The sequence below is a fragment of the Chryseobacterium sp. IHB B 17019 genome (assembly GCF_001456155.1).
In the GTDB taxonomy this organism is placed as follows: Bacteria; Bacteroidota; Bacteroidia; order Flavobacteriales; family Weeksellaceae; genus Chryseobacterium.
The window spans coordinates 2,635,967-2,660,602 of the sequence record NZ_CP013293.1 but is presented as its reverse complement, the minus strand read 5'-3'; the positions used below and the strand labels follow the sequence as shown (position 1 = coordinate 2,660,602).

The 24,636-nt window shown below is 33.5% G+C and carries 23 protein-coding genes, 1 tRNA gene and 1 pseudogene; 12 read left to right on the top strand and 13 right to left on the bottom strand.

Going from position 1 to position 24,636, the window contains the following annotated elements; all coding sequences use genetic code 11:
• Positions 1-39: 39 nt before the first annotated feature.
• The 9 genes and pseudogenes from ATE47_RS19540 to ATE47_RS12265 form a co-directional block, all read left to right on the top strand.
• Positions 40-415: pseudogene (locus ATE47_RS19540) on the top strand (RHS repeat-associated core domain-containing protein); the annotation flags it as partial.
• A 177-nt stretch (positions 416-592) separates the two neighbouring features.
• Positions 593-2,146, top strand: coding sequence for a DNA methyltransferase (locus ATE47_RS12300; protein WP_062162246.1), 1,554 nt, complete (start codon positions 593-595; stop codon positions 2,144-2,146).
• A complete protein-coding gene (locus tag ATE47_RS12295) occupies positions 2,139-3,248 on the top strand; it encodes a hypothetical protein (RefSeq protein WP_062162245.1) in 1,110 nt (369 codons plus the stop codon). The genes ATE47_RS12300 and ATE47_RS12295 overlap by 8 nt, the downstream gene beginning before the upstream one ends.
• A gap of 419 nt (positions 3,249-3,667) precedes the next feature.
• Entirely contained in the window at positions 3,668-4,465 is a 798-nt protein-coding gene (locus tag ATE47_RS12290; RefSeq protein ID WP_062162244.1) for a hypothetical protein, read from the top strand.
• An 83-nt stretch (positions 4,466-4,548) separates the two neighbouring features.
• Entirely contained in the window at positions 4,549-4,833 is a 285-nt protein-coding gene (locus tag ATE47_RS12285; protein WP_062162243.1) for a helix-turn-helix domain-containing protein, read from the top strand.
• Between the two features lie 61 nt (positions 4,834-4,894).
• On the top strand, positions 4,895-5,485 hold the full coding sequence (locus ATE47_RS12280; protein WP_150114827.1) for a hypothetical protein: 591 nt from the start codon (positions 4,895-4,897) through the stop codon (positions 5,483-5,485).
• A gap of 105 nt (positions 5,486-5,590) precedes the next feature.
• Positions 5,591-6,328, top strand: a complete 738-nt coding sequence (locus tag ATE47_RS12275; protein WP_062162241.1) for a hypothetical protein — start codon at positions 5,591-5,593, stop codon at positions 6,326-6,328.
• Positions 6,329-6,566: 238 nt separating this feature from the next.
• Positions 6,567-7,442, top strand: coding sequence for a sce7726 family protein (locus ATE47_RS12270; protein WP_062162240.1), 876 nt, complete (start codon positions 6,567-6,569; stop codon positions 7,440-7,442).
• A gap of 40 nt (positions 7,443-7,482) precedes the next feature.
• Complete coding sequence (locus tag ATE47_RS12265) at positions 7,483-8,394, top strand: sce7725 family protein (protein ID WP_062162239.1); 912 nt, start codon at positions 7,483-7,485, stop codon at positions 8,392-8,394.
• 430 nt (positions 8,395-8,824) lie between these two features.
• Here ATE47_RS12265 and ATE47_RS12260 read toward each other — a convergent pair.
• The 8 genes from ATE47_RS12260 to ATE47_RS12225 form a co-directional block, all read right to left on the bottom strand.
• Positions 8,825-8,895: transfer RNA gene (locus ATE47_RS12260), tRNA-Cys, on the bottom strand.
• Positions 8,896-8,956: 61 nt separating this feature from the next.
• The gene (locus tag ATE47_RS12255; protein WP_062162238.1) at positions 8,957-9,445 is read right to left on the bottom strand and encodes an RDD family protein; all 489 of its coding nucleotides are present in this window, start codon (positions 9,443-9,445) and stop codon (positions 8,957-8,959) included.
• An 18-nt stretch (positions 9,446-9,463) separates the two neighbouring features.
• Complete coding sequence (locus ATE47_RS12250) at positions 9,464-10,828, bottom strand: DUF4403 family protein (protein ID WP_062163546.1); 1,365 nt, start codon at positions 10,826-10,828, stop codon at positions 9,464-9,466.
• 37 nt (positions 10,829-10,865) lie between these two features.
• Complete coding sequence (gene folB / locus ATE47_RS12245; protein WP_062162237.1) at positions 10,866-11,237, bottom strand: dihydroneopterin aldolase; 372 nt, start codon at positions 11,235-11,237, stop codon at positions 10,866-10,868.
• Positions 11,238-11,244: 7 nt separating this feature from the next.
• Positions 11,245-11,712, bottom strand: a complete 468-nt coding sequence (locus ATE47_RS12240) for a hypothetical protein (protein ID WP_062162236.1) — start codon at positions 11,710-11,712, stop codon at positions 11,245-11,247.
• Positions 11,713-11,764: 52 nt separating this feature from the next.
• A complete protein-coding gene (gene nadA, locus ATE47_RS12235) occupies positions 11,765-12,784 on the bottom strand; it encodes a quinolinate synthase NadA (RefSeq protein WP_062162235.1) in 1,020 nt (339 codons plus the stop codon).
• A 104-nt stretch (positions 12,785-12,888) separates the two neighbouring features.
• Positions 12,889-13,452 (bottom strand): guanylate kinase, encoded by a 564-nt coding sequence (gene gmk, locus ATE47_RS12230; protein WP_062162234.1) that lies wholly within the window; start codon positions 13,450-13,452, stop codon positions 12,889-12,891.
• Between the two features lie 89 nt (positions 13,453-13,541).
• Positions 13,542-14,399 (bottom strand): YicC family protein, encoded by an 858-nt coding sequence (locus ATE47_RS12225; RefSeq protein WP_062162233.1) that lies wholly within the window; start codon positions 14,397-14,399, stop codon positions 13,542-13,544.
• A 252-nt stretch (positions 14,400-14,651) separates the two neighbouring features.
• Between ATE47_RS12225 and miaA the strand changes: the two genes are divergently transcribed.
• Together miaA and ATE47_RS12215 are read left to right on the top strand one after the other, a co-directional pair.
• On the top strand, positions 14,652-15,572 hold the full coding sequence (gene miaA, locus ATE47_RS12220; protein WP_062162232.1) for a tRNA (adenosine(37)-N6)-dimethylallyltransferase MiaA: 921 nt from the start codon (positions 14,652-14,654) through the stop codon (positions 15,570-15,572).
• 143 nt (positions 15,573-15,715) lie between these two features.
• Positions 15,716-16,327: an LpxA family transferase gene (locus ATE47_RS12215; RefSeq protein WP_228376272.1), complete on the top strand. Its 612-nt coding sequence runs from the start codon at positions 15,716-15,718 to the stop codon at positions 16,325-16,327.
• A 49-nt stretch (positions 16,328-16,376) separates the two neighbouring features.
• Here ATE47_RS12215 and ATE47_RS12210 read toward each other — a convergent pair whose 3' ends face one another.
• From ATE47_RS12210 to ATE47_RS12195, 4 genes are all read right to left on the bottom strand, one after another.
• Positions 16,377-17,789 (bottom strand): efflux transporter outer membrane subunit, encoded by a 1,413-nt coding sequence (locus ATE47_RS12210; RefSeq protein WP_062162231.1) that lies wholly within the window; start codon positions 17,787-17,789, stop codon positions 16,377-16,379.
• 173 nt (positions 17,790-17,962) lie between these two features.
• Entirely contained in the window at positions 17,963-21,145 is a 3,183-nt protein-coding gene (locus ATE47_RS12205; protein WP_062162230.1) for an efflux RND transporter permease subunit, read from the bottom strand.
• A gap of 44 nt (positions 21,146-21,189) precedes the next feature.
• On the bottom strand, positions 21,190-22,350 hold the full coding sequence (locus ATE47_RS12200; RefSeq protein ID WP_062162229.1) for an efflux RND transporter periplasmic adaptor subunit: 1,161 nt from the start codon (positions 22,348-22,350) through the stop codon (positions 21,190-21,192).
• Positions 22,351-22,689: 339 nt separating this feature from the next.
• Positions 22,690-23,286, bottom strand: coding sequence for a TetR/AcrR family transcriptional regulator (locus ATE47_RS12195; protein ID WP_062162228.1), 597 nt, complete (start codon positions 23,284-23,286; stop codon positions 22,690-22,692).
• 301 nt (positions 23,287-23,587) lie between these two features.
• Here ATE47_RS12195 and ATE47_RS12190 point away from each other — a divergent pair, with 301 nt between their 5' ends.
• The gene (locus tag ATE47_RS12190) at positions 23,588-24,142 is read left to right on the top strand and encodes a thioredoxin family protein (protein WP_062162227.1); all 555 of its coding nucleotides are present in this window, start codon (positions 23,588-23,590) and stop codon (positions 24,140-24,142) included.
• 108 nt (positions 24,143-24,250) lie between these two features.
• On the opposite strand, the gene ATE47_RS12185 is transcribed toward ATE47_RS12190, so the two are convergent.
• Positions 24,251-24,544, bottom strand: coding sequence for a DUF3892 domain-containing protein (locus tag ATE47_RS12185; protein ID WP_062162226.1), 294 nt, complete (start codon positions 24,542-24,544; stop codon positions 24,251-24,253).
• Positions 24,545-24,636: the final 92 nt, after the last annotated feature.

Here is a 24,636-nt window from a genome sequence, read left to right as displayed (position 1 = left end):
AAAATAAACCACTGCGGAGGCAGTGGTTTTTATAGTTGAAAAAATCAATATATTTACCAGTATAAAGATCACTTAGGAAATGTAAGGTTAAGCTATGCAGACACGAATCATGATGGGATTATACAGGGAAGAGACCTTAGAGTCAGGACTTGTACAGATCTGGGTAATGGAGAACAAGCCTGTGTAGAAACCTTTACTCCGGGAGAGGTAGCGGAGGTAAATAATTATTATCCTTTTGGGTTGCTGCATGATTATAGCGGAACCACGCAGAATGCGTATCAGTATAAGTACAATGGTAAGGAATTGCAGGAATCTGGAATGTATGATTATGGCAAGGTTTTATATGCCTGATCTGGGACGATGGGGTGTTGTCGATCCATTAAGTGAATTACAATTTGCTTACAGCCCATATTCTTTATTTTTATGAAAATAGTTGCGTAAGAATTTAATAATCAAATAAATTTTTATATTAATGACGTTAATGGTTTTACGAAATTATTATAGATTAGATTGATGCAGTGCGTAAAGCCAAAAGTTAGGTACAAGCTTAAAAAACAACGATATTTGCAAAAAGAAACAGAAGACAAAAATAATGATGGTAGAAAAGCAAAAGAGAGATAGGTATGAAATGCACAAGTATTGGGGTAAAAAACCTTCAAGTAACTTAAAAGAATTGATAGAAAAATATTCTGCCGAAGGTGATACTATTTTAGACCCATTCTCTGGATATGGAGTTTTTTGTTGTGAAGCACTATTGCTTAACAGAAATGTTATTTCAAATGATCTGAACCCAATTGCAAACTTTATTAATAAGCAATTACTTTCAAGAGAAATTGATTTGAAAAAGTTAGAAAAGGAGTGGAAAAGTATCAAAAAAGAGCTTGCTCCATTTGTAAATAATTGGTATCAGTTTAATTTTGGTGCAGAAAAAGTGGAATTAATAAATATTCTTCGCGACAAAAATGACATTCCTTTAAAAGCAAGATTTAAAAGTACTGAAAGTAGAAAAACACAGGAAATTTCATTTACAAAGGAAGAAATTCAAGATTATATGCAATTTGAAAACGAGCAAATAATTGTTGATTGGTTTCCTAATACTGAATTAATTGAAAATTCAAGAATATCAGCAAAAAAAGGAATGACCATTGCTAGCTTGTTTACAAAAAGAACACTTGCTTGTCACTCAAGACTTTTGAGTTTGATTGAAAACAAATCCTCTGGAAACGAAAAAGAACTTTTTAAGCTAGCGTTCACCGCTAATCTTGCTAATTGTTCAAAATTAGTTCCGCCAATTAAATCACGAGGTGATATGTCACAAGGTGCTTGGATGACGGGTTTCTATATTGGAGAAACGTATTTAGAGAATAACGTTCTTCAATATTTTGAGAATAGATTTACTAAAATAGTCAAGGGTAAAAAAGATTACTTAAAGTTTTTCGAAGAAGGACTTTTTACAAATAAGACACATACTTATTCAGTAACACAATTTGACGCAAAGAAACTTAAAATACCAAACGATTCAATAGATTACATTTTCACTGACCCACCTTATGGTGATGCGGTGCCTTACTTTGAGCAAAGTATTATTTGGAATTCTTGGCTTAAGTTAACTCCTGATTATACAGAGGAAATTGTTATTTCAGATAGTAAATTAAGAAAAAAAAGTACGTCAAATTTTGAAATAGAAATAAACGAAGCGTTTTCTGAAATAAGAAGAGTTTTAAAACTCGGTGGTCATTTTTCATTGACATATCATTCTTTATCCGGATTGGAATGGAAAGCAATAACCAATGCTTGTATTAAAAACGGCTTCGAAATGGTTGCATTTGAATGGCTTGTACAGAAAACTTTCACACCGAGGCAAATTAATAGGTCAAAAAGCATTAAAGGAGATGTTTTGGTAACTTTTCAAAAGTCACCCAGTATCAAGCCAATTTTAATGGATGATAGTCAGATTGAAGCTTTTTTAAAAAAAGAAATCGAAGGCTGGCTTATCAAAGAGTCACTTGATACAAATGAAATCTTTTTGCGAATTATGAAAATAATATTTTCTAGAAAAATCATAATTGGCAATATTGACTTACTTAAAATACTTGTTAAACACTTTGTGTTTAACGATAATAATAAATGGATATTAAATGACTAACTTGAACTTTGCTGAACTAGACAGTTGCTTCAGAAATGATGATTTTCCGAGCATAGAAAACGATAATAGAGGCATTCGTTTTCTTAAACTAAGAAGTATGTCTCGAAGAGAGACAATGGAAGAATTTTGCTCCTTGCATAATATTGATTTGTCAGAATTGCCATCAAGACAATACTTTTCTCACATATTCGAACTTCCTAATATTACCAATGAAAATATAGATTCATTTATTAATCAGAAATATCAAGAAGAAAGACAAATAAGAATTGCAAATGAGGATTATTTAGTTGACCAGTTAAGTAGGTTACAATATTTTGATTGGGGTGGCTCGTTTGGCAACAGTCTTGAAAAAAATATAGTAGACAACTATGTAAAAAAAATTCAATCCTATGAGCGAATTAATGATGAAATAGAAGGCAGTTTATTAACAAGTCTAAGAGGTTATACTTTAAACTCTTGGTATAATCACTGGACTACGATTTTAATTGAGGATTTATTCAAAGATCACGCAAATGTATTACCAACAGTTGGATTAGTAAAAAAAATTGATTTTTTTATTAATAACATTCCTTTTGATTTAAAGGTGACTTACTTTCCAGAACAATTACTTGCACAGAAACTTAGAGATAGAGGTTTTGGTAATGAACTAACTAAACTAAAACAAGTTTGTAGAACACTTAATATTTTCATACCAAACGACTTAACTGACAAAGAACTTAGGCTGCATTTGTATAATAAAGTTTCAGAAGACCAAAGAGATATTGCAAGACAATTTATTTTAAATCTAAAGGAACTTAAGCGTGAAATTATTTCGGAAGCTGAAGCTAATCCAACCGAGTTAAAAGTTTGGCTATATGAAAATCAAGGTGAAGCAAGGTTTGACGCATCGAATAGATTCTTTTTGGTATTAACAGATGAAACTGATATTACTAATAGTTGGAAACTAAAAAGGAATATTGTTTTTCTAAGACAGAAAATAAATGAACATCTGGACACTATCACTTTGGATTTAGCAAGGCTTAATACAGAATTTTATTGGCGAAAAACCCAACAAACATTTAACTGTAAATCTGATATATTATTTATTAAACAGACAGAATAAAAGCCAGCACCTAACAACAGTTTGGCAATGGCGGGTTCAGTGCTAAATTGAAAGTAAGTGTTTATTAAAACTCTTTTAAAACCTGTAACGGTAAAAGGATTGAATATTTAATTGAAGGCAAAAGCTATTTAAAAGACTATTAACAGTGACTATCTTGTGCAATTTTTAGCTATAACTTATTTTCTATGCCCTTATTTTTGAGCATGTTGCCCCCGTGTTAAGTTATACACTCAAAAACTCTGATTTTAAACTTAACTGTGTTTTTTTTAACTTTTTCCAGCATCAATATTAAGGATTACGGAAGAAAAAATAATTTTAATACGACACAGTTTGTCGTAACTGAGGATTATTTTAGCTTCAAACACACTTATGGAACTTAATAATCTTAAAAGTATTAATGTAAGAAAGCAATTTGAGTTATGGAAAAGATAGATGAAAAGCCAATTATGTACTATTTTAGACACCCTTATTTTATGGTGTATTTAGAAGAATATATTAAAGAACTGGTTAACAAATTATTGTTCCGTAAGATAGTAGGTGTTGAAAGAGAATTGAAATATATTATTGAAAAAGAATTTAAGGAAAAATATTTATTGGAAAATATCTCCTTATATCAATCGTATGATTTCGCAATTTTTAAAATGAATCTAAAATTTTCAATTGATTATATTGATAGAGATGTAATCATGGATCAAGGATGGATGTTAAAAACGATAGAAGAATATGACAATAATTATAATGAACTTTTTACTATAGTTCCGCATCCTGATGTCTATTATGCAGAAGATGCATATAATTTTATACGAATTACTGAAGAAGAAGATATGTATGATAAGTTCGATAAATGTAAAGAGGGATATGTTGAGGTTTTAATTGATTTTTTATTTTATTCTTATCTGATAGAAAAGTTAGAAAGTTTGACAAAAACTTCTATGAATCATGATTATCAAGAGCCTATTAATATGAAGCAAAAACAAAAAATAGGATTACTAATTCAATCCGGTATTGTTGATTTTCTTAGGACAAAATATCCAAAACTCACTAATAACCAGATTGCTGGATTTTTTGAGCTTATTTCGCAGGAACCTTTAAAACAAAAGTCAACTAACACACACTTTACGCACGATAAGAATAGCTCCAAATACCCAATCCAAAATATGCAGGATAGAAGAGAGCTTAGTCTCATTCTTGCTAAATATGGAATGAAAAACAACTAAATACCATATTGTTCGGAGGAATAACTTTGTTCCGAATTTTTTCCGAACCCATCTTTGTTGCATAATATTTTAAACAATACATTATGACAACAATACAGTTTATAGGTACTACACCTACAGATTTAATTCAGGAAATTAAAAAAGAAATTATCCCGGAGCTTAAAGAACAATTATGCAGGGAATTTCAACCAAAGGAACCTACAAAATATCTTACCCGTGCTGAAGTATGTGATATGTTGCATATTGATCTCTCTACGCCTCATCGCTGGAGAAAAGAAGGGACACTTATTGCCTATGGGATGGGAAACCGAATCTATTTTAAAAGAAATGAAATTGATGAACTCATCAATCAAAATAGGTTAAGGTGATCTTCCTTAATAATTTAGGTTTCCATATAAATAGTAGTATCAAAAATAGATTCAATAAACAATGTCAAAATCTCCATCATTCCCAACAGTTATAGAAGATCTCCTTTGTTTTTCTATGTCGTTTTTAAAGAAGCATAATTACATTATATCAGATCAATATCAGAGTGGTACAATGAAATGGTCTAGAAATGGAGAGGAAAGAGCTAGTATAAAAATTTCAGTGCAAATTTATGAAGATAGAGGAGTTTTAACTCTTGATTATCTCTACAAAAAAGAACCTGTCAACTATAATATTCAAATAACCTCAAAGACATCTAATCTTGGAAAAGGAAAAATATGGTTCTTCGTTTGTCCTAATACCGGAAAACTATGCAGGAAATTATATGGCAAAAAATATTTTCTTCACCGTGAAGCATATTCTGGGATAATGTATCAGAAACAGATAGAGAGCAAAAGTTATCGTCTTATGGATAAACTTTATGGACCATATTTCGAATCAGAAAGACTTTATGAACAGTTATATACACCTTATTTCAAGAAATTTTATAAAGGAATACCTACTAAAAAGTATCTGAAAATTATGGAGAAATTAAATGCCGCTGATAAAATTTCACATCATGATATTGAAAGGTTATTGGTTTCTGGAATTTAGCCTACTCTTAATTTATTAGTCAGTTTATTTTATGTCTTAGCAAAAATAATACGACATCTTTTGTCGTAGCTCCGGCTTAATATTCCATTCAGAAAAATAAAAAATATGGAAACCTCTAGAAACAATATCAAGTACTTCAATTTCCCTATTCATTTAATGCAGGGGATTTTAAAATCCAATCAGGAAGGTAAGAAAGATTTTCTTAGTAATTTACTTTACTATTCGCTTTACGGGCATTCGATCTTTATTGAAGATTTGAATCAATATGAAGAAACAGAAGAAGAAAGATTTAAAAGGTCGGCATCATGGCTTAATGTGAAATTAGCAAATGTAGATTATGCTTTATCTCGAGGTAAACAATTACATTCAAAATATAGAAATTCTAAAGTCTATACCGGGCTCAATACAGATATTTTTTGGGACTTTTATAAAAACGATAAAACGGATTATATCTGGGAATGCCTATTTACATTTTTAGCTTTAAAATCAATTATTGGAAAGAAACAATATGCCAAGACAAATAATCAAATGATGTTTACCAGAATGGCAGGTAAGGAAAAAGTAAAAGACTACCTAGCCTTAAAAGGTTTTGACTTTACAAGATACCATTTAGACAAAATAAAGACTGAGTTACAAATTAATTGGGGATTAAAATACTATTCCCGATATACAAAAGGGTTTTATGTCGGATTTGATATTGATCTCAAAGAATTAGTGTTTGAAGCAGAGAAAAGAAAGGAAAGCATGAAGATAAACTTATTAAAAGAAAGTAAAAAAAGCGCTCTTAATATAGCTCTGGAAAAAATAAAGGTATCAACAACTCTTCAACAGCTTAAAAAGTAAATCAGCATCTTAAAAAGAAAAAACAATTATTTAGGAAATATTTTTTTTAATAGTAAGAACATTTTTTCAAAATATCAGCAGCTTAAAAAAGGTAATTAAATAAGATAATCAATAAATATATTTAATAAAAATAATAAATGGTCGTGTTTGTTCTTTTAGAAACAAACTTATCCCACTAATATATCAATTTTAATTTATAGTTTTTAATAATTTATTATCTTTGAACATTAGTTAAGAGATGAAGATAAAATCAAAACTTTGCAAATCTGAATTTATACAAATTTCAAAACTTTTCTCACCTGCAAATTTTAATTACTTAGCATTGCAGGATGAGGACAAGATTAATAGTATTGTGAATACATTTAAAAGCTTGTGTTTAGAATATCCGGAATTTACATTAGAAAAAGCATATACTGAATTTTATAAAGTTTTATCAAAGAAATATAAGAATGAATATATCTTTAAAAACATCATTTTTAAAGACGTAATTTTAAAAAATCATAATATAAATGATTGTGTTACTGTTCCAGAATTTTACGTCGGAAAATCTAAGGCCGACTTAGCGGTTTTTAATGGTGTTTCAACAGTGTATGAAATTAAATCTGAAATTGATACTACTGAAAGATTGTTTTCACAATTAGCTGATTATTCCAGTTTTTTTGAATTTGTAAATGTAGTAACTTGTGAAAAGCATCTCAAAAAAGTTGAAAAAATTGTCAGCACTGAGGTTGGAATTTTAATTATAGACAGTTTAAACAAAGTCCATATTTATAAGGAAGCAGTTTCTAATTTTCAAAATATTACTCATAAATCACTTTTTTACGCTCTAAGAAAAAATGAATATATTAATCTTATAGTTGACTGTTATGGGCCTATTCCTATAATGCCAAATACTAAGATATTTAATTATTGTTTTGATCTTTTTAAAGAAATTAATATTGAAGCTGCTTACAAAAGAACGTTATATTACTTAAAAAGAAGAAGCTTAAAGAAAGAACATATTGAATTAATTAGCGAACTACCAACAAGCTTGAAAAGCATGACAATTCAACACGGTTATAACAAAAAAAAATGTGAGAACATTAAAAGGAATATTCAAAAGGTTTTTATTTAAATATTTTTTATATTAGACAATTAATATAAAAATAAAAACCATGTATTTCCCAATTTTAACAGCAAAGCAAAATGAGATTTTTGCTTTAAGTGAACTGCCTGCTGCAGTATTTGAAACAACAATTCCTGTGCTTATTCCACCTAATAGCAAAAGCTTAAAATCACAAATCACAAGATTAGTAGAAAAGAACATCTATTTTATCTTGGTTGTTAACCCTCAAAAAGCAACTTATCCAAAACAAAATCAGATTCAGCATGAATTTATTCAAGGTGTCTTAAAGGGCTACAAAAATTATTCGCTAGGTTTTATATTAGACAATAAAACATCAACCTATGATTTAGATGATTTTTTTAAATCTAATCCTAAATTAGAAAAATCTTTATTACATTATGGTAAATTTAGTGACACATTGTTTTTAAGAAAAAATTCTAAAGCTAAATATGATATTTATTTAATAAATAAAGTAAATGATGATTATATAAACAATACAGCAAATGGTGAAATAGTTTATATCGAAGATGGATTCAAAAAACAAGAACGAAATACTGACTATCCGAGCCATTCTGAATTTTCACACTTAATATTCAAATATGAAAATGAAGGGATATATGGTTTCGGTGATTTTACTATTATCGGCAAAGAGGTTTCAGATACGGGAGGTTCGCCTTTTGCTATAGCATTGCACTTATCAAAAATAAATTCGAAAGATTTTGAAATTAGACATTTTATTTCCAATGACAATGAGGATAGAAAAAATCAAGCTAATAAATTTACTCAAGCATTAAATAAACTAATTAATTATATAGATGCCAATCCAATTTTTGAGGGCGTAGGTATTAAAGATTTTCGTGATAGACAAGCAGACGGCCATTATCCAGGGTTAGGGGTTTGTAAAAAAATGTCAATTAAAAACCATATAGAACAGGTAAGTAATCATATATCCATTTTATAAAGCAATCCCCACTTAAAGTGGAGACTTTTATTTTAAATTATAAAGTTTGAACCATTGCTTGAAAAAATTATAATTTTCATTACCACCTTCACATATACCTCCGTGTGGAGTCCACCCTAATCTAATCCATTCTCTCAAGATTGGCTAATGTTTCAATGTCATCTGCTTGGATTACTTTGTAGTCAACAATTTGTTTCATGGTTAAAATTTATTAACCAAAATACGAAAGTTTCAGTTCATCGTTTGGTAAAAGTTGATTATAAATATTTAATATGATTTACATTTATTACAGTTGTAGCCTACCACTTAATATTGTGCGTATATAAGCTTATAAAAACAGCACAAGTAAGATTATCGGGAAAATATCGGGAAAACAACAAATAAAAAACCTCTAAGGATCTATTAATAAGATGATTAGAGGTTTTAAGTGAGGTACCTAGCGGATTCGAACCGCTGTAGATGGTGTTGCAGACCACTGCCTAGCCGCTCGGCCAAAGTACCATGTTCTTACCATTTTTTAGGTGTGCAAATATAACAAAATATATGATTCAACAAAAATTTTTTAGACAATTTCTTTTGCGCCGATCCCTTCTATTTCGCTTTTTACCTGTTTTTCAGATTCATAGTTTTTGATATTGATTACCCTTGTTTCACTCCAACTGTCGTGTAAGCCATTTTCGCCAAAAAATGAAAGCTGATCTACGAGAATAATTCCCCGTATTATATTTCTTACAAAAAAATTTCCTATTTTAGGTTTGCTTCCGTCAATCATTATCACTTTAGTTCCTGTAATCAGTTTTCCAATGCTTCTGCCACCCGTTATGCTTTCCATTAAAAAGCAATAAGAAATGTACGATAATATTCCCATCAGCCTTTGTGACAATTCGCTGGAATTTGAAATCCAATGGTTAAAAGCAGGGCTTATGATCAATAAAATCCCGCCAAACATAAAGTACACAATATAAAAGCTGATAAGGTCTATAATGTAATTCCCAAATCTCTGTCCTTTCGTAGCCCGGTGATTGTCTACAATTCGTAAATATTTTCTCATGGTTAGTTATTAGTTTAATTAAATTCCTTTTAATATTAGTTTTAAAATAGCATTAGTATCAATAACAGCCGTAATACCCGAAGGATTAAGGTAGATATTACCTGGTTTTAAATTAAAAACCCTTCCGTTCATGTTTAAGCCTTTATAATATTCTTTGTTGAAGGCCTCTTCAATGCTTTTTCTGGAAGTATTTTCAAGATCCTGTGTAGGAATTCCGTATTCATCCTCAATCATCTTTACAATTTTCCCTTTGAATAGGAGAGTCGCTGTTTTTTGAAGAATATTTGATGTTTTTAAATTAAATTTTGTGTTTGAAAGTACAATTTTCTTTTTAATAGCATCATAAACCGGAATCCCCGAAATGAAAGCTTTACCCTTCACATATCCTTCGGTTTCAGCCTCAATCATTACCCTGTTTTCAACGCCGTAAACTTTGATATCATTAATTTTCACTTTAGATCCTCTCAAATCATATTCTTTATTCAAGAACATATTTCTGGCGATATTTGTTGCCTCTGTGAAGGGGATATTTGCCGTTGTCTGTAATAGAAACTTATCCGCCAAAATGGGAATAAAGTTGAAATTCATTGCAGTTTTTATCGGTTGGGATGCCTCAGGTTTACTTCCTGTAAAAGTTTCAGAATAAATGTCAATCCCGATGTTGGTATCAATTTGATTTCCGTAAAATTTTAAGGGAGTGATGTTTACATTGATAGGAGTTATTTTCAGCCATGTATTATATTCTTCCGAAATATTGAAAGGCTGTGAAAAAACATTCCAGGCCATAACAGCGTACTGTTGGAAATTCAGTTGGGTAGCCATTTGTTGATCAATGACTTTACCGAACTTTAGTTGTTGTTCTTTCAGGCTTTTTTCAACCAGAGAGGTGATGGGAACTTGTATTTTTCCGTAATTTAAGACTGGTTTCGTTACCCACCTGAAGCCGTTAGGTTGAGTACTTGTGGTAATTGTCCAGTTGTTGTTAAAATGCAAAGTGGTATTGAAAGACATCACGGTTTCAAAAGTTGTATTCTGATAGCTGTAAACTCCCAAAGTTCCGATACCTTTTTCTGCCCAGATTTTCAACGGGACCTCAATTAGGATATTTTGATTTGTTCCCCCAACCAGTCGGATAGGACGGGTTTTCCATACTTTTACCTTAAATTGATCGTTGTTATTATCTGTGTAAGAATCATCCTGATAAACAAGTTCTTTCACGGAAGCGTTAATCATATTGCTGATTTCCGAAAGCGGGATAGTCACCGGCATCGTTATGCTGGATTTTATTTTCGGAAAATTATAAGCTGTCAGTTGATTATTAACATTCGATTGCCCGAAAGTACTGATAAAAGCTAATAGAAATAATATTTTGATGAATTTCAATTCCTTATGTTTTTTAGAGAACGAAAATAATGATTTTTTAATTATCTGGTTTAAAACTTTTTTCAAGCTCAATACTTGCCCCTTTCATTTCGCCCTGCATTGGAGGAGAAGTTTTGGTGATTTTTAATTTAATGTAAGAAATATCTGAAAATTTTTCATGAATTTTAGAGATGATTCTTCCGGCAACATGCTCCAGCAATTTAGATTTAATTTTCATTTCGTTATGAATGATTTCATTAATATCGGCATAACTTATTGTATCATGTAAGTCGTCTGTTTCTGCGGCTTGCCAAAGATCAGTATGAAGTTCTACATTTAAAATATAATAAGTTCCGATAATATTTTCTTCCGGTAAAACTCCGTGATAAGCGTAGATTTTTACATCTTCAAGATAAATTTTACTCATGATTTTGTTTTTAATTTAATCGATCCTTCTCAATTTGACTTAATTTTAGCTGATTTAAAATGTTGTTTTTATTTGCTAAAAATAATATTTTAGCAGCAAATTCTCCAATAATTCTATCTTCATTTATATCAGTTAAAAGTTCTTCTAATGTAGTTTTATAAAGATTTGCTGGGAATTCATTTAGAAAATTGATGATTTCTGATAGAGCCTCATCAATTTTATGCTCGCTGAAAAGACAAAAATACTTCAGTTGAGATGCAAATTCATTTGATGTATTTTTTTTTGAAACTAGATCTGCATAATAAAAAGACTGCTCAAAATTATCCAGACTATAATAACTGTACGACAACAGTAAATATTGATATTCTTCTTGTTTAAGATTTAAATCTTTTAACGGCAAAAGTATTTTAATGACATCATTATATCGTCCCTCATCATTAAGTTTTTTAGCTTCGATTAATATTTTCTTTGCAGACATCGATTAATATTTTTCAAAGTAAAAAAGCGAGTCTTAAAAACCCGCTTTTCATTTATTTTATAGTTTTTGAAAGGTCAAGCATCGCTTCAATCGGTTTCAAAGCTCTCAATCTCAATTCTTCATCAATAAGAATCTCCGGAAGCTCATATTTCATACATAAATACAATTTTTCCATTGTATTTCGTTTCATATAAAAACATTCCGAACAGTTACAGTTTTCATCAAAAACCAAAGCCGGAATCAGTTCTTTATGAGGGGCGCGTTTTCTCATTTCGTGAAGAATTCCTTCTTCTGTCGCGATGATAAATTTCTGACAATCATCCTGTTCCACAAAATTCAAAAGTGCAGAAGTAGAGCCGATAAAATGAGCCAGCTTCAAAACAGCTTCTTCACTTTCCGGATGTGCAATTAGTTTTGCATCAGGATTTTCTGCCAGTTGTTTTGCAATTCTCTCCATCGAAAATGCTTCATGAACAATACAGCTTCCGTCCCAAAGAATCATATCTCGACCCGTTTTTTGAGACAAATATCTTCCCAGGTTTTTATCCGGCGCGAAAATAATCGGTCGGTCCTTCGGAAGCGCCTCAATCACCGTTTCAGCGTTTGAACTTGTTACGATAATGTCACTTTCAGCCTTCGTTTCAGCGTTACAGTTGATGTAGGTTGCGATTAAGGCATTCGGATGCTGTTCACGCATTTTTCTCAAACCTTCACCCGAACATCCGTCTGCTAAAGAGCATCCCGCCATTGTATCGGGAAGGACAACTTTTTTGGTTGGATTCAGGATTTTTGCTGCTTCTGCCATGAAATGTACTCCGCAGAATACGATCATATCAGCGTTTGTATCTTTTGCCTGTCTTGCCAATTGCAGGGAATCTCCTAAGAAATCGGCAATATCCTGGATCTCTCCAGGTTGGTAATAATGCGCCAGAATTACCGCATTTTTTTCTTCTTTCAATTTAAGAATAGCTTTTACCAGCTCTTCTCCTTGAGGAATTACCAAATCTTTTATATCTAAAAATCCTCTTACAGGAATTGCAGATTTAGCTTTTTCTAGTGTTTCGGTACTCATATGAACCCCATTTTTACAATAGAAAATTAGAAGTTAGAAATTAGAAATTAGAAATTGACGTTATTTTATTAAACCTCAAGCTTCCAACTTCCATCATCCAGCCTTTAACTTTCTATAAAATTTTTTATTAAACTTTCTATTTCTTTTTTTGCAATATCTAAATCGGAATTAATCACGATTTTATCAAATTCTTTTGCATAAGACATTTCTTCTTCTGCCTTTTCTACGCGGGTTTTGATGGTTTCTTCATCATCGGTACCTCTTGAAATCAATCTTCGTTCCAATTCTTCAATGGAAGGTGGCTCAATAAAAATTGATAACGCCTGTTCACCAAAATATTTCTTTAGGGAAATTCCACCTTTTACATCAACATCGAAAATTACCACTTTCCCCTGATTCCAGATTTTTTCAACCTCAGATTTTAAAGTACCGTAATATTTATCAGAATAAACTTCTTCAAATTCCACAAAAGCATCTTCCGCAATTTTCTGTCTGAATTCATCAGGCGTTAAAAAATGATAATCCACGGCATGAACTTCATTTCCTCTCGGCTGTCTCGTCGTGCACGAAATTGAGAACTGAAGATCATCAAATACTTCCAAAGAATGCTTTACTAATGTAGTTTTTCCGCTTCCAGACGGCGCTGAAAATATGATAACTTTATTCATTTTAAATGAGTTATGAATTATGAGTTGTGAATTATGAGTTTAACCAGCAACAAGCAACTTATAACTCATTATTCATAACTTATAACTTTTTACAAAACGTTTAACGTCTGTTCTTTAATTTTTTCCAAATCATCCTTCATCATGACCACCAGCTTCTGGATTTCTGCATGATTGGCTTTTGATCCTAATGTATTTATTTCACGTCCGATTTCCTGAGAAATAAACCCAAGTTTTTTCCCGTTGAATTCTTCATTATCCATTACTTCCTTGTAATATTTCAAATGTTGGGAAAGCCTTACTTTTTCTTCTGAAATGTCAAGCTTTTCAGTGAAATAAGCCATTTCCTGATAAAAACGCGTTTCATCAACGTTTTCAAACTCTTTTAAAGACTTTTGGTAACGTTCTTTTACTGAAGTAATTCTTTCTTCTTCGAAAGGCACAACTTCATTCAAATATTTATCAATATTCTGAATATTTCTTTCTAATTCTTCATGCAGAATTTTTCCTTCTGTTTTTCTAAATTCCTGAAAACGGTCAATAGATTGATGTACAATGCTTGCCAGTTTTTCCCATTCGCCTTCGCACAGTTCGTCAGGTCTTGAAGTGATAGCGTCCGGAAGTCTTACCGCCATTTTAAGATATTCAAAATCAGGTCCGTCCGGTGCAATGTTGCGGAGTTCATTCATGTAAGAATCAATTAAACTTTTATTGATTTTCACATCAGTAGATTCTTCCAGATTTTCTATATTGATATAGCAGTCTACCTTCCCACGAATAAGCCTGTCGTTGAGAATTTTTCTGATTTCAAATTCTTTTTCTTTATATCTTAAAGGAATTTTAATATTTAAATCAAAGCTTTTGCTGTTCAGTGACTTAATATCTATTGTAATTTTTTTCCCTTCAAAAACATCTTCGGCTCTGCCGAATCCGGTCATTGATAAAATCATAGTTTTTTATTGTCTTACAAAGATAAACATTTAAGTCTATAGTTTAACTAAAGTCGAATGGCTGGAAGCTAGAGGCAGTAAGCGGAAAGATGGTAATGTATATAAAAGAATACAAATATCCTCATCTCATCCTATGATGACTGCAAGCAATATTTTGACGAATCTTAACTTCCACCTCCATGCTTCCCTCCTCCAGCAAATTGACATTTCTTTTGCAGTTAAAAATAAAGCTCATTTTTGTAAATTAGCGCAGTGAAAAAGAAAAATTTAATTTCTGTTGTTGGCCCCACCGGAATTGGAAAAACGAGGTTGGCGATTGATCTGGCAAAACATTTCAACACGGAAATTGTTTCCTGTGATTCGCGCCAGTTTTTTAGGGAAATGAAAATCGGGACCGCGTCGCCATCGGAAGAAGAACTGGCGGAAGCACCTCATCATTTTATTGGAAATCTTTCGGTTGAGGAATATTATTCGATCGGGCAATATGAGGAAGATGCTTTAAAAAAACTCAATGAACTTTTTGAAAATCACGAAACCGTCATTTTGGTTGGTGGAAGTATGATGTACGAAAAAGCGGTGATTGAAGGTTTACATGATTTACCGGAAGCCGATGAAAACAACCAGAAAAAGTTACAGGAAATTCTCGAAAATGAAGGAATAAATAAACTTCAGGAACTAGTAAAAGAACTCGACCCTGAATATTTTGCAGTTGTAGATTTGCATAATCACAGAAGGCTTTTACGGGCAATTGATGTTATCTGGCAAACGAATCAAAAATATTCTGAATTAATTGCCGTTTCACAGGATTCCAGAGATTTCAACGTTATCCGAATCGGAATTGAAGCTCCGAGGGAAGAATTGTACGACAGAATCAATAGGAGAGTGGATATTATGATGGATAAAGGGCTGTTGGAAGAAGCGAAAAGCCTGGAGAAATTTAAGAATTTGACAGCTTTAAATACGGTTGGCTATTCAGAATTATTCAAATATTTTGATGGAGAATGGGACTTAGATTTTGCCGTTTCGGAAATTAAGAAAAACAGCCGAAGATATGCAAAACGTCAACTGACCTGGTACAGAAAAGCGGATGATATTCATTATTTGCAGTTAGGATATTCTCAACAGGATTTTGATGATTTGATTAAATATATTAATGAGCAGTTTAAAAAATAATTTCTTTTTTTGATGCAAAGATTTATTTTTAATGCTGGATATTTAAAGGAGCAAAGATTGAATCAATAATTGATTCTGACGAAGCTGTCTTTATCATTAACTTTTTAGCAAATTTTGCTTATTAAATTAATATAAAACAATAAATGATGATTACCATAAAAAATTTTATCAACAATTTCGATTCTGATGTTTTTAATACTGAAAATAAGTTTCCCTGGGAAATAACAGATCAATTGGAAGTTTTATTAATTGAAAAAATTAAAACCTTATCAGAAGATTATATTATTAACGGAAATATTGCCATTCACAAATCAGCAGATATAGAGCAGGGCGCCATTCTAAAAGGAACTTTAATTATCGGTGAAAATTGTCGTGTCGGAGCTTACGCGTATCTGAGAGGCCCAATATTTCTTGGAAAATCTGTAAATATTGGCCCAGGTTCGGAAATCAAGCAATCTATCATTCTGGATCACTCAGCTACAGCACATTTTAATTATGTCGGTAACAGCATCATTGGGAAAAATGTAAATTTTGAAGCAGGTTCAATCTGCGCCAATCACTTTAATGAAAGGGAAGAAAAGAATATTTTTATTAAATATAATGATCAGATAATTTCCACGGGAACTAATAAATTCGGTTCATTGGTAGGTGATGATTCAAAAATCGGAGCTAATGCAGTATTGTCTCCCGGAAGTATTTTGGACAGGAAAACGGTGGTGAAAAGATTAGAATTAATAGAACAAATTACTCCATAAAAAATGCGATCCCGAAAGACCGCATTCAAAACAAATATAATTAAATTTACTACTTCCAACCGCCTCCTAAAGCACGGTACAAATCCACAATGCTACTCAATCTCTGTCTTTTTACGGACGCAAGATTCAGTTCAGCCTGAAGAGAACTTGCCTGAGCTGTAATTACTTCTAAATAGTTTGCCATCCCGCCTTTGTAAAGCATTTCGGCACTTTTAATTCCATCTTTTAAGGTTTTCACCTGTTCAGTTGCTTTTTGTTCCTGAACTTTTAAGCTTTCATTTGAAACCAATGCATCAGAAACCTCACCCACCGCATTTAAAACAGATTGACGGAACGCCAACACGTTTTTCTCTCTCTGAATTTTGGCAACATTCAAATCTGTTTTCAACTGTCTTTTCTGGAAAATAGGCTGGGTAATTCCCCCTAAAACAGAACCGAACAATGAAGCCGGAATCTGAAACCAGTTGTCAATTTTAAATGAATTTACGCCTCCGTTTGCCGTGATTTTCAATGCCGGATACATATTTGCCTGAGCAATTCCAACCATCGCATTGGATTCCAATAACACCAATTCCTGCTGACGAACATCAGGACGACGGCTTACCATCGCTGCCGGAAGCCCCGCAGAAATATCCTGTGGTAAAGAAGTATCAGCCATTTCAATGGTTCTGCTGACTTTATTCGGATTTTCACCGATTAAAATACTTAACGCATTTTCCTGAATCGCAATATTCTGTTCCAATTGAGTGATCAAAAGTTCTGTCGATTGCTTTTGAGCGGTAGCCTGCTGAACTCCCAAAGAAGTTGTATCACCACTCTGCCACAATTTTTCTGTAAGAGAAAGGGTATTGTTGCTTAATTCTAAATTTGATTTTGCAATCTGCAATTGTTTATCAAGCATCAATAAATTATAATAACCTTGAGCAATCGCCGCAACAACCTGTGTCTGAATAGCTTTTGTAGCTTCATAAGTCTGCAGATACTGCATTCTTGAAACTTCCTGCTGGTTTTTTATTTTACCCCAAATATCGGCTTCCCAAGACAGATTGAAGGCGGCATTGTAGTCTTCAACGTGGCTTTGACCTAAAAATAAATTTAAGCTCTGCCCGTTCATGCTGTTTTTTGAAGGCCTTGAAATTTGCGCGGAAACTCCGAAACCAACATCAGGATATTGAAGATATTTTGCCTGTTTTAGTCTTTCCTGCGAAGAAGCAACTTGTTTTAAAGCAATCTGTAAATCGTAGTTATTTTTAATTCCTTTTTCAATTAAGCCTTGTAAAATCGGGTCGTTGAAAAATTGTTTCCATTCCAGATTTGCAACACTCGCTGTATCGGCAGTTGCTGTGTACTGGAATTTCTCTGGGAGCTGTAGGTCTGGCTCTGCGTATGCCAATTTGGAAACACACGAAACCGAGCCTAAAGCCAATATAAATGTGAGAAAAATATTCTTTATTCTTTTCATAGTTTTTAAATAAACTTTTAATTGAAAACAAAACTTTGAGAGGTTTTGTATATGCAAAAGATGTCTTTAGTAGGAGAAATTCTTTGCTTTTTTTATTTAACCACAGATTTTCTCAGATTGTGTTTAAATCTTTTGTGGTTTAAAATACTCTCAAAGCTTGTTTATCATTTTTATTAATGAGCTGTTGCCAAAAGTTCTTCCTGCTCTTTTTGTTTAAGCAATCTTCTTCTTTTTCTGCTCGGCATTTTTTCGTGTAAATACTGGAAGATCACGTACATCACAGGAATAATGAAGATTCCTAAGACAACTCCCGTAAACATCCCTCCAACAGTACTGATACCGATTGAGTGGTTACCTTTTGCCGCCGCACCCTGCGACCAAACTAGCGGAAGCATACCGATGATGAAGGCAAATGAGGTCATCAAAATTGGTCTTAAACGTAATCTTGAAGCCTGTAAAGCTGATTCAATTAATGTTTTTCCTGCTTTTCTTCGCTGGACGGCAAATTCAACAATCAGAATAGCGTTTTTGGCCAATAATCCGACGAGCATGATTAATCCTACCTGAACGTAAATATTATTATCAATTCCTGCTAATCCAGTGAAAAAGAAAACTCCGAAAATCCCTGTAGGAACCGTTAAAATAACGGCAAACGGAAGGATATAACTTTCATATTGAGCTGCCAACAGGAAATACACGAATAAGATACTTAACATGAAAACAAACGCTGTTTGTCCACCAGTTTTGATTTCCTCACGGGTAATACCTGTCCATTCGTATCCGTAACCTCTTGGAAGTGATTGTTTTGCAACTTCTTCCACGGCTTTAATGGCGTCTCCGGTACTGTAACCAGGTTTTGGAGTTCCATTAATTGTTACGGCATTAAACAAGTTATTTCTTGTCACGGTTTCAGGTCCGAAGGTTCTTTTTAAAGTCACTAAAGTCTTTACAGGAACCATTTCGCCTAAATTATTTTTAACATAAATTCCTTCCATAGAATTCGCATCCGTACGATAAGGAACATCTGCCTGAGCCATTACTCTGTAGTATTTCCCGAATCTGTTGAAATCTGAAACGAAACTACTTCCGTAATAAATCTGCATGGTCTGCATCAATTCTGTCACAGAAACTCCTAACTGATTTGCTTTATCGGTATCAACATCAATTGTATATTGAGGATTTCCAGCTGCATAAGTTGTAAAGGCAAATGCAATTTCCGGACGTTTCATCAACTCTCCGATAAATGCCTGAGTTGTTGTTCCTAATTGTTCGAATGAACCGTTCGTTTTATCCTGAAGCATAAATTCAAAACCGGAAACGTTACCAAAACCCTGAACAGTAGGGAAGTTGAAGAAAAATGCACTTGCATCTTTTACTTGCGCTACTTTTCCTGTTAATCCCGCTGCAATCTGATCAGGATCTTTCACTTCGCCACGATCTTTATAATCTTTTAGCTTAATAAAACCTGCAGAATATGGTGACGCATTGGCGTTACTGATGAAGTTCAAACCGTCGGCTACCCAAAGGTGATTGGTTGCTTTTTCGGCATTTACAATTTTATCGATCTGCTCGGTTGCTTTGTGAGTTCTGTCCAACGAACTTCCCGGAGGCGTATTCACGGCATACAAAACGAAACCTTGATCTTCAGTCGGGATAAATCCTGACGGTGCTTTTTTAATTAAGAAAATACTTGCCGCAGTGATTAAAGCTAAACCTCCGATAGCAACCCATTTGTTTTTAATTAAAAATTTAAGACTGTAAATATATTTTTTAGTCATATTATTAAAGGCAACGTTGAATGCGTTGAAAAATCTCGCTCCAAAACCTTTTTTATGACCGTGATCTCCACCTTCACCTTGAGGATCGCTCAAAATTAAAGCACATAAAGCCGGACTTAATGTCAAAGCATTTACCGCAGAAATCATGATCGCAATGACCAAAGTAAAGGCAAACTGTCTGTAGAAAACTCCCGCAGGACCCTGCATGAAACCAACCGGAATAAATACCGCACACATTACCAATGTAATGGAAATAATCGCTCCGGAAATTTCGCTCATGGAGTGTGTTGTGGCTTGCTCAACAGGCATTCCTGTGTGTTCCATCTTGGAATGGACGGCCTCGACGACGACAATCGCGTCATCCACTACAATACCAATCGCAAGAACCAATGCAAATAAGGTCAACATATTGATACTGAAACCAAACAGCTGAAGGAAGAAGAATGTACCGATAATCGCTACAGGAACCGCAATAGCAGGAATTAATGTAGATCTGAAATCCTGAAGGAAAATAAATACCACAATAAATACCAAAACAAATGCAATCACTAAAGTCTCAACAACCTGATCAATCGATGCATCCAGGAAATCCTTGGAATTGTACATGATAATCGGTTTTACACCTTTTGGAAGTGTTGTCGAAAATTCTTCGACCTGTTTTTCAATTTCAGTTAAAATCTCGTTCGCATTGGAACCTGCAGTTTGAAGGATTGCAAAACCTGCTACAGGCTTACCATCCACTCTGTTAGCTGCTGTATATGTATAAGAACCGAATTCTACTCTTGCTACATCTTTTAATCTTAAAAAAGAACCGTCATTATTGGCTTTAATAGCAATATTTTCGTAGTCTTCGTTTTTGTTTAATTTACCTTTATATTTAAGGATATACTCGTAAGTTTCCTTACTTCCCTGTCCGAGACGTCCCGGAGCAGCTTCAAGGTTGTGATCTTTGATAGCTGCCATTACTTCCTGTGGAGAAAGGTTATTGGCCGCTAATCTGTCTGGTTTTAACCAAATTCTCATCGAATAATCTCTCGTCCCGAAAACCTGAGCCTGGGCAACACCCGGAATACGCTGTATCTGAGGTATGATGTTGATCTTAAGGTAATTCTGTAAGAAAAGCTCATCATATTGTTTAGGATCATCACTGGAAAGCCCCATAAACATAATCATACTGTTCTGAACTTTCTGTGTTGAAATTCCCGCCTGTACAACTTCCTGCGGAAGCTGGCTCATCGCTTTTGATACACGGTTTTGAACGTTTACGGCTGCATTATCTGCATCTGCACCTTGTTTGAAAAATACGCTCAACGTCATGGTACCGTCGTTACTTGAGTTTGAGGTCATGTAAGTCATGTTCTCAACACCATTCACCGCTTCTTCAATAGGAACTGCTACCGAACGGGCTACAACTTCCGCATTTGCACCTGGATAAAATGCCGTCACCTGTACACTTGGTGGCGCGATATCCGGAAACAGGGTGATCGGAAGATTGAAAACCGACAGTGCTCCCAAGAGTAAGAGTATGATGGAGATGACCGTTGAAAGTACCGGTCTTTCTATAAATTGTTTTAACATAAGAAGTTTATTTTTTTAAGTCTTCTGTATTCTAAAAGTATTTTTTACAATGGTCTTGCTTTAAGCAAACTATCAGAAGAAATAGTTTTTGGCTGAATGACAGCACCATCTTTCAATGTTCCGATTCCTGTAAATACAACTTTATCTCCCACAGAAAGCCCTTCTGAAATGAAATAATAGTTATTCGTTTTTCCTGAGATCGTGATAGGTTTTGAAGTCACCTTTTTATCCTTTCCAACTACATAAACATAAGTTTTATCCTGTATTTCAAAGGTTGATTCCTGTGGAAGAACAAGCGTGTTGGTGAATAACTGAGGCATACGAACTCTACCCGTATTTCCTGTTCTCAACGTTCCGTTTGCATTTGGGAACACTGCTCGAACGCTGATTGCTCCTGTGCTTTTGTCAAACTGCCCGTCAACAATGCTCATTTTTCCTTTTTGAGGATAGGTGCTGTTGTCTGCGATTACCAAGTCTACCATCGGCATATTTTTCAGCTTCTCGTTTAAAGTGGCTCCGGGATATTTATTCTGAAAAGCAATAAAATCCAGTTCGCTCATAGAGAAATACGCATAAATTTCGCTGATGTCTGATAGTAAAGTCAATGGATTAGGATCTGTTCTTGAGATCAAGCTTCCTTTTTTGTAAGGAATTCTTCCGATATAACCGCTTACAGGAGCTGTAATGGTTGTAAATCCTACATTGATTTTTGCACCACCCACAGAAGCTTTTGCTTGTGATGCTGCGGCAACTGCTGCTGCATAATTGGCTTTTGCAGTTTTCAGCTGTACATCAGAAACTACTTTTGCGGCAACTAACGGCTGAAGTCTGTCAACCTCAACTTTTGCTTTCTGAATATTGGCGTTGGCAACCTGTAAATTGGCCTGCGCCATATTCATCTGCTCACCGTAAGCTCTGGAATCTATCTTAAATAATGGCTGTCCGGCTCTTACATAAGCGCCTTCTTCCACATAAATTTTATCTAAATATCCATCAACCTGAGATCTGATTTCTACGTTATTTTTTCCTTCTAAAGCTGTCGGGAATTCCTGATAAACAGTAGCAGGAGAGGTGATTACGGTATAAACGGGCAACTCTGGAGCAGGTGGCGCCTGATTGGTATTTTCGGCGGCCTTACTGCAACTTTGTAAAAGGATAATACTTGCGATAAGTACGATGATCCTCGTTTTTCCAAATATTTTCATTTTAAGTTTAAATTTTTAATGAAGTGTTTGTTTAATAATGTTGTTTTTTAATTCAAGTCCTGTTAATTTTTCTAACGGTGTTAATAATTAGTTCAAAAAAATTACAGGAATTTTAATAATGGGATTAGATTATCGGTTCCATGATTACAATTTTTAATGTTGATTTTAAATATATCTAAAGGTGAGGTGTGTTATTTTTACTAACGGTGTTAATGGCTTAAATAAAAAAATTGCTTAATAATTCCTAATTGATTGTATTTTAATTGTTTAAAATTAAATAACTTATAATTAATTTAGCGTTAATATTCCTAACAGTGTTAATTCCAGGTTCAAAAAAAATTACAAAGACTTAACGAAAGCGGAAACAGTTTCGTCCAAAGTCGTTTTATTCATTGTAGAAGGAATGTCATCGTTACGCATCATCATGATCGAAATCAAGCCATGTACCGCAGAAAACAAGGCGTGAGACATGTGACAGGCGTTTTCCGGATTTGATCCGTTTTTCTTAATAATTTCATACGTGCAGTCATACAGCATATCCTGAAATGACGAAAATTCTTCTTTCATCATTCCTTTTCCGCTGCATTGCATCCCCAATCCGAACATCAATTGATAATACTCTTTATTTTTGAATGCAAACTTCCAGTATGCATCCACAATAGCCTTCAGCTGGTCTTCCGGATTGTCGTGTTCTCTCTGGGCTTTCAACAATTCGATGTGTAAACAATGGAAACCATTCAACGAGATTTCATATAAAATAGCTTCTTTGTTTTCAAAGTAATCATAAACCACCGGCGCACTGTACTCAATGGCATCGGCGATTTTTCTCATGGAAAGTGAAGCCCACCCTTCGGTTTTAGCCAAGGAGAATGCCGCGTCCAAAATATTGGCTCGGATCGACTCTTTTTCTCTTTGACGACGTTCATATAGACCCATGATTTTTATTTACTAACAGTGTTAGCAAAACTACAAACTTTTCAATATATCTTCCAAACAAATTTTAGAATTTAATTTTTAAATGTCAGGTTTAAGAATTAATATAAATTGGATGGATGCTGGAAGAATGGGGGGCTGAAGGTTATTTTGAATGGTTAATTTATAGATTATTGTAAAAATTAATGAAGCTTATAGCCCAACTCAATAATTGTAATTTGGATAATCTCCAGAATCCCCGCTTCGAGCTTCCTTACTTATATAATCAAGAAAATCTTTATCTTTGTGGACAAATAAAAAAGATATGAATACTCCCTCAAATATGTTAGCATTGGGTACAAAAGCACCTTTTTTTGAGCTTCCAAACCCATCAAAAAGTAACGAAATCCAGTCATTGGATGACTTAAAAGGTGAAAAAGCCACTTTGGTGATCTTCATGTGCAACCATTGTCCGTTTGTTCTTCATGTAATTGACAAATTAAATGAATTATATGAAGACTATCATGAAAAAGGGATAGAATTCATCGCCATAAACTCCAATGATGTAGAAAAATATCCTGCAGATTCTCCGGAAAAAATGATCGAATTCCAGATTGAAAGAAAATTTGATTTCCCTTATCTATATGATGAAAGTCAGGCGATTGCAAAAGCTTACGACGCAGCCTGTACACCGGATTTCTTTTTCTTTGATGAGAAACTAGACCTTATTTACAGAGGACAAATGGATGATTCCAGACCGGGTAACAATAAGGATGTGACGGGTGAGGATTTAATTATTGCTTTTGAAAATCTTCTGTTGGGCGAACCGCAGGAGGAAATTCAAAGACCGAGCATGGGTTGTAATATTAAATGGAAGTAATTATAAAGTTGATTGTTGCAGGTGTCAGTTGATAGTCTTGCAATCCGATGATATATAAAGCTGTTCTATTTATAGAACAGCTTTTAATTTAAAAAAACATGCTGAGGGTTACTTACATTCAGGAAGTGATAATAAATTATTTTTTGTTGAACTATCTGCTTCAGTTTTTAAATATTTAGTACCACTAAAAGTTTCTGCAGTAATGACTTTTACTCTATTTCCGTAACTGTCTATAACGTAAGCTATCCCATTTTGGTTTTTTATCCAAAAATAAATTTCTAACCTAGTGCTTTTCCCAGCCTCTCTAGTTTCTTCATTTGTCCAGCCTAGATGTGTAATTGCCAAGTTTGGATTTTCGTGGTATCCATTGTCTTTGTTGATACATGTAATTCTAATTGCCATAATTTTGTAATTAAGTTGTTAATAAATTATTTTTACGAAAATAATTTATACTAACTGTCTTTCCTTACGGGTTTCCATAAACAAAGAAATTA

Coding starts and splice junctions, on each gene's coding strand:
- ATE47_RS12200 (WP_062162229.1), bottom strand. CDS start 22,350: ATGAAAATATTTGGAAAAACGAGGATCATCGTACTTATCGCAAGTATT.
- ATE47_RS12225 (WP_062162233.1), bottom strand. CDS start 14,399: ATGATTTTATCAATGACCGGATTCGGCAGAGCCGAAGATGTTTTTGAA.
- ATE47_RS12290 (WP_062162244.1), top strand. CDS start 3,668: ATGGAAAAGATAGATGAAAAGCCAATTATGTACTATTTTAGACACCCT.
- nadA (WP_062162235.1), bottom strand. CDS start 12,784: ATGAGTACCGAAACACTAGAAAAAGCTAAATCTGCAATTCCTGTAAGA.
- ATE47_RS12275 (WP_062162241.1), top strand. CDS start 5,591: ATGGAAACCTCTAGAAACAATATCAAGTACTTCAATTTCCCTATTCAT.
- ATE47_RS12280 (WP_150114827.1), top strand. CDS start 4,895: ATGTCAAAATCTCCATCATTCCCAACAGTTATAGAAGATCTCCTTTGT.
- ATE47_RS12190 (WP_062162227.1), top strand. CDS start 23,588: ATGAATACTCCCTCAAATATGTTAGCATTGGGTACAAAAGCACCTTTT.
- gmk (WP_062162234.1), bottom strand. CDS start 13,452: ATGAATAAAGTTATCATATTTTCAGCGCCGTCTGGAAGCGGAAAAACT.
- ATE47_RS12240 (WP_062162236.1), bottom strand. CDS start 11,712: ATGTCTGCAAAGAAAATATTAATCGAAGCTAAAAAACTTAATGATGAG.
- ATE47_RS12295 (WP_062162245.1), top strand. CDS start 2,139: ATGACTAACTTGAACTTTGCTGAACTAGACAGTTGCTTCAGAAATGAT.
- ATE47_RS12285 (WP_062162243.1), top strand. CDS start 4,549: ATGACAACAATACAGTTTATAGGTACTACACCTACAGATTTAATTCAG.
- ATE47_RS12195 (WP_062162228.1), bottom strand. CDS start 23,286: ATGGGTCTATATGAACGTCGTCAAAGAGAAAAAGAGTCGATCCGAGCC.
- ATE47_RS12185 (WP_062162226.1), bottom strand. CDS start 24,544: ATGGCAATTAGAATTACATGTATCAACAAAGACAATGGATACCACGAA.
- ATE47_RS12270 (WP_062162240.1), top strand. CDS start 6,567: ATGAAGATAAAATCAAAACTTTGCAAATCTGAATTTATACAAATTTCA.
- ATE47_RS12215 (WP_228376272.1), top strand. CDS start 15,716: ATGATGATTACCATAAAAAATTTTATCAACAATTTCGATTCTGATGTT.
- ATE47_RS12255 (WP_062162238.1), bottom strand. CDS start 9,445: ATGAGAAAATATTTACGAATTGTAGACAATCACCGGGCTACGAAAGGA.
- ATE47_RS12210 (WP_062162231.1), bottom strand. CDS start 17,789: ATGAAAAGAATAAAGAATATTTTTCTCACATTTATATTGGCTTTAGGC.
- ATE47_RS12265 (WP_062162239.1), top strand. CDS start 7,483: ATGTATTTCCCAATTTTAACAGCAAAGCAAAATGAGATTTTTGCTTTA.
- ATE47_RS12300 (WP_062162246.1), top strand. CDS start 593: ATGATGGTAGAAAAGCAAAAGAGAGATAGGTATGAAATGCACAAGTAT.
- ATE47_RS12205 (WP_062162230.1), bottom strand. CDS start 21,145: ATGTTAAAACAATTTATAGAAAGACCGGTACTTTCAACGGTCATCTCC.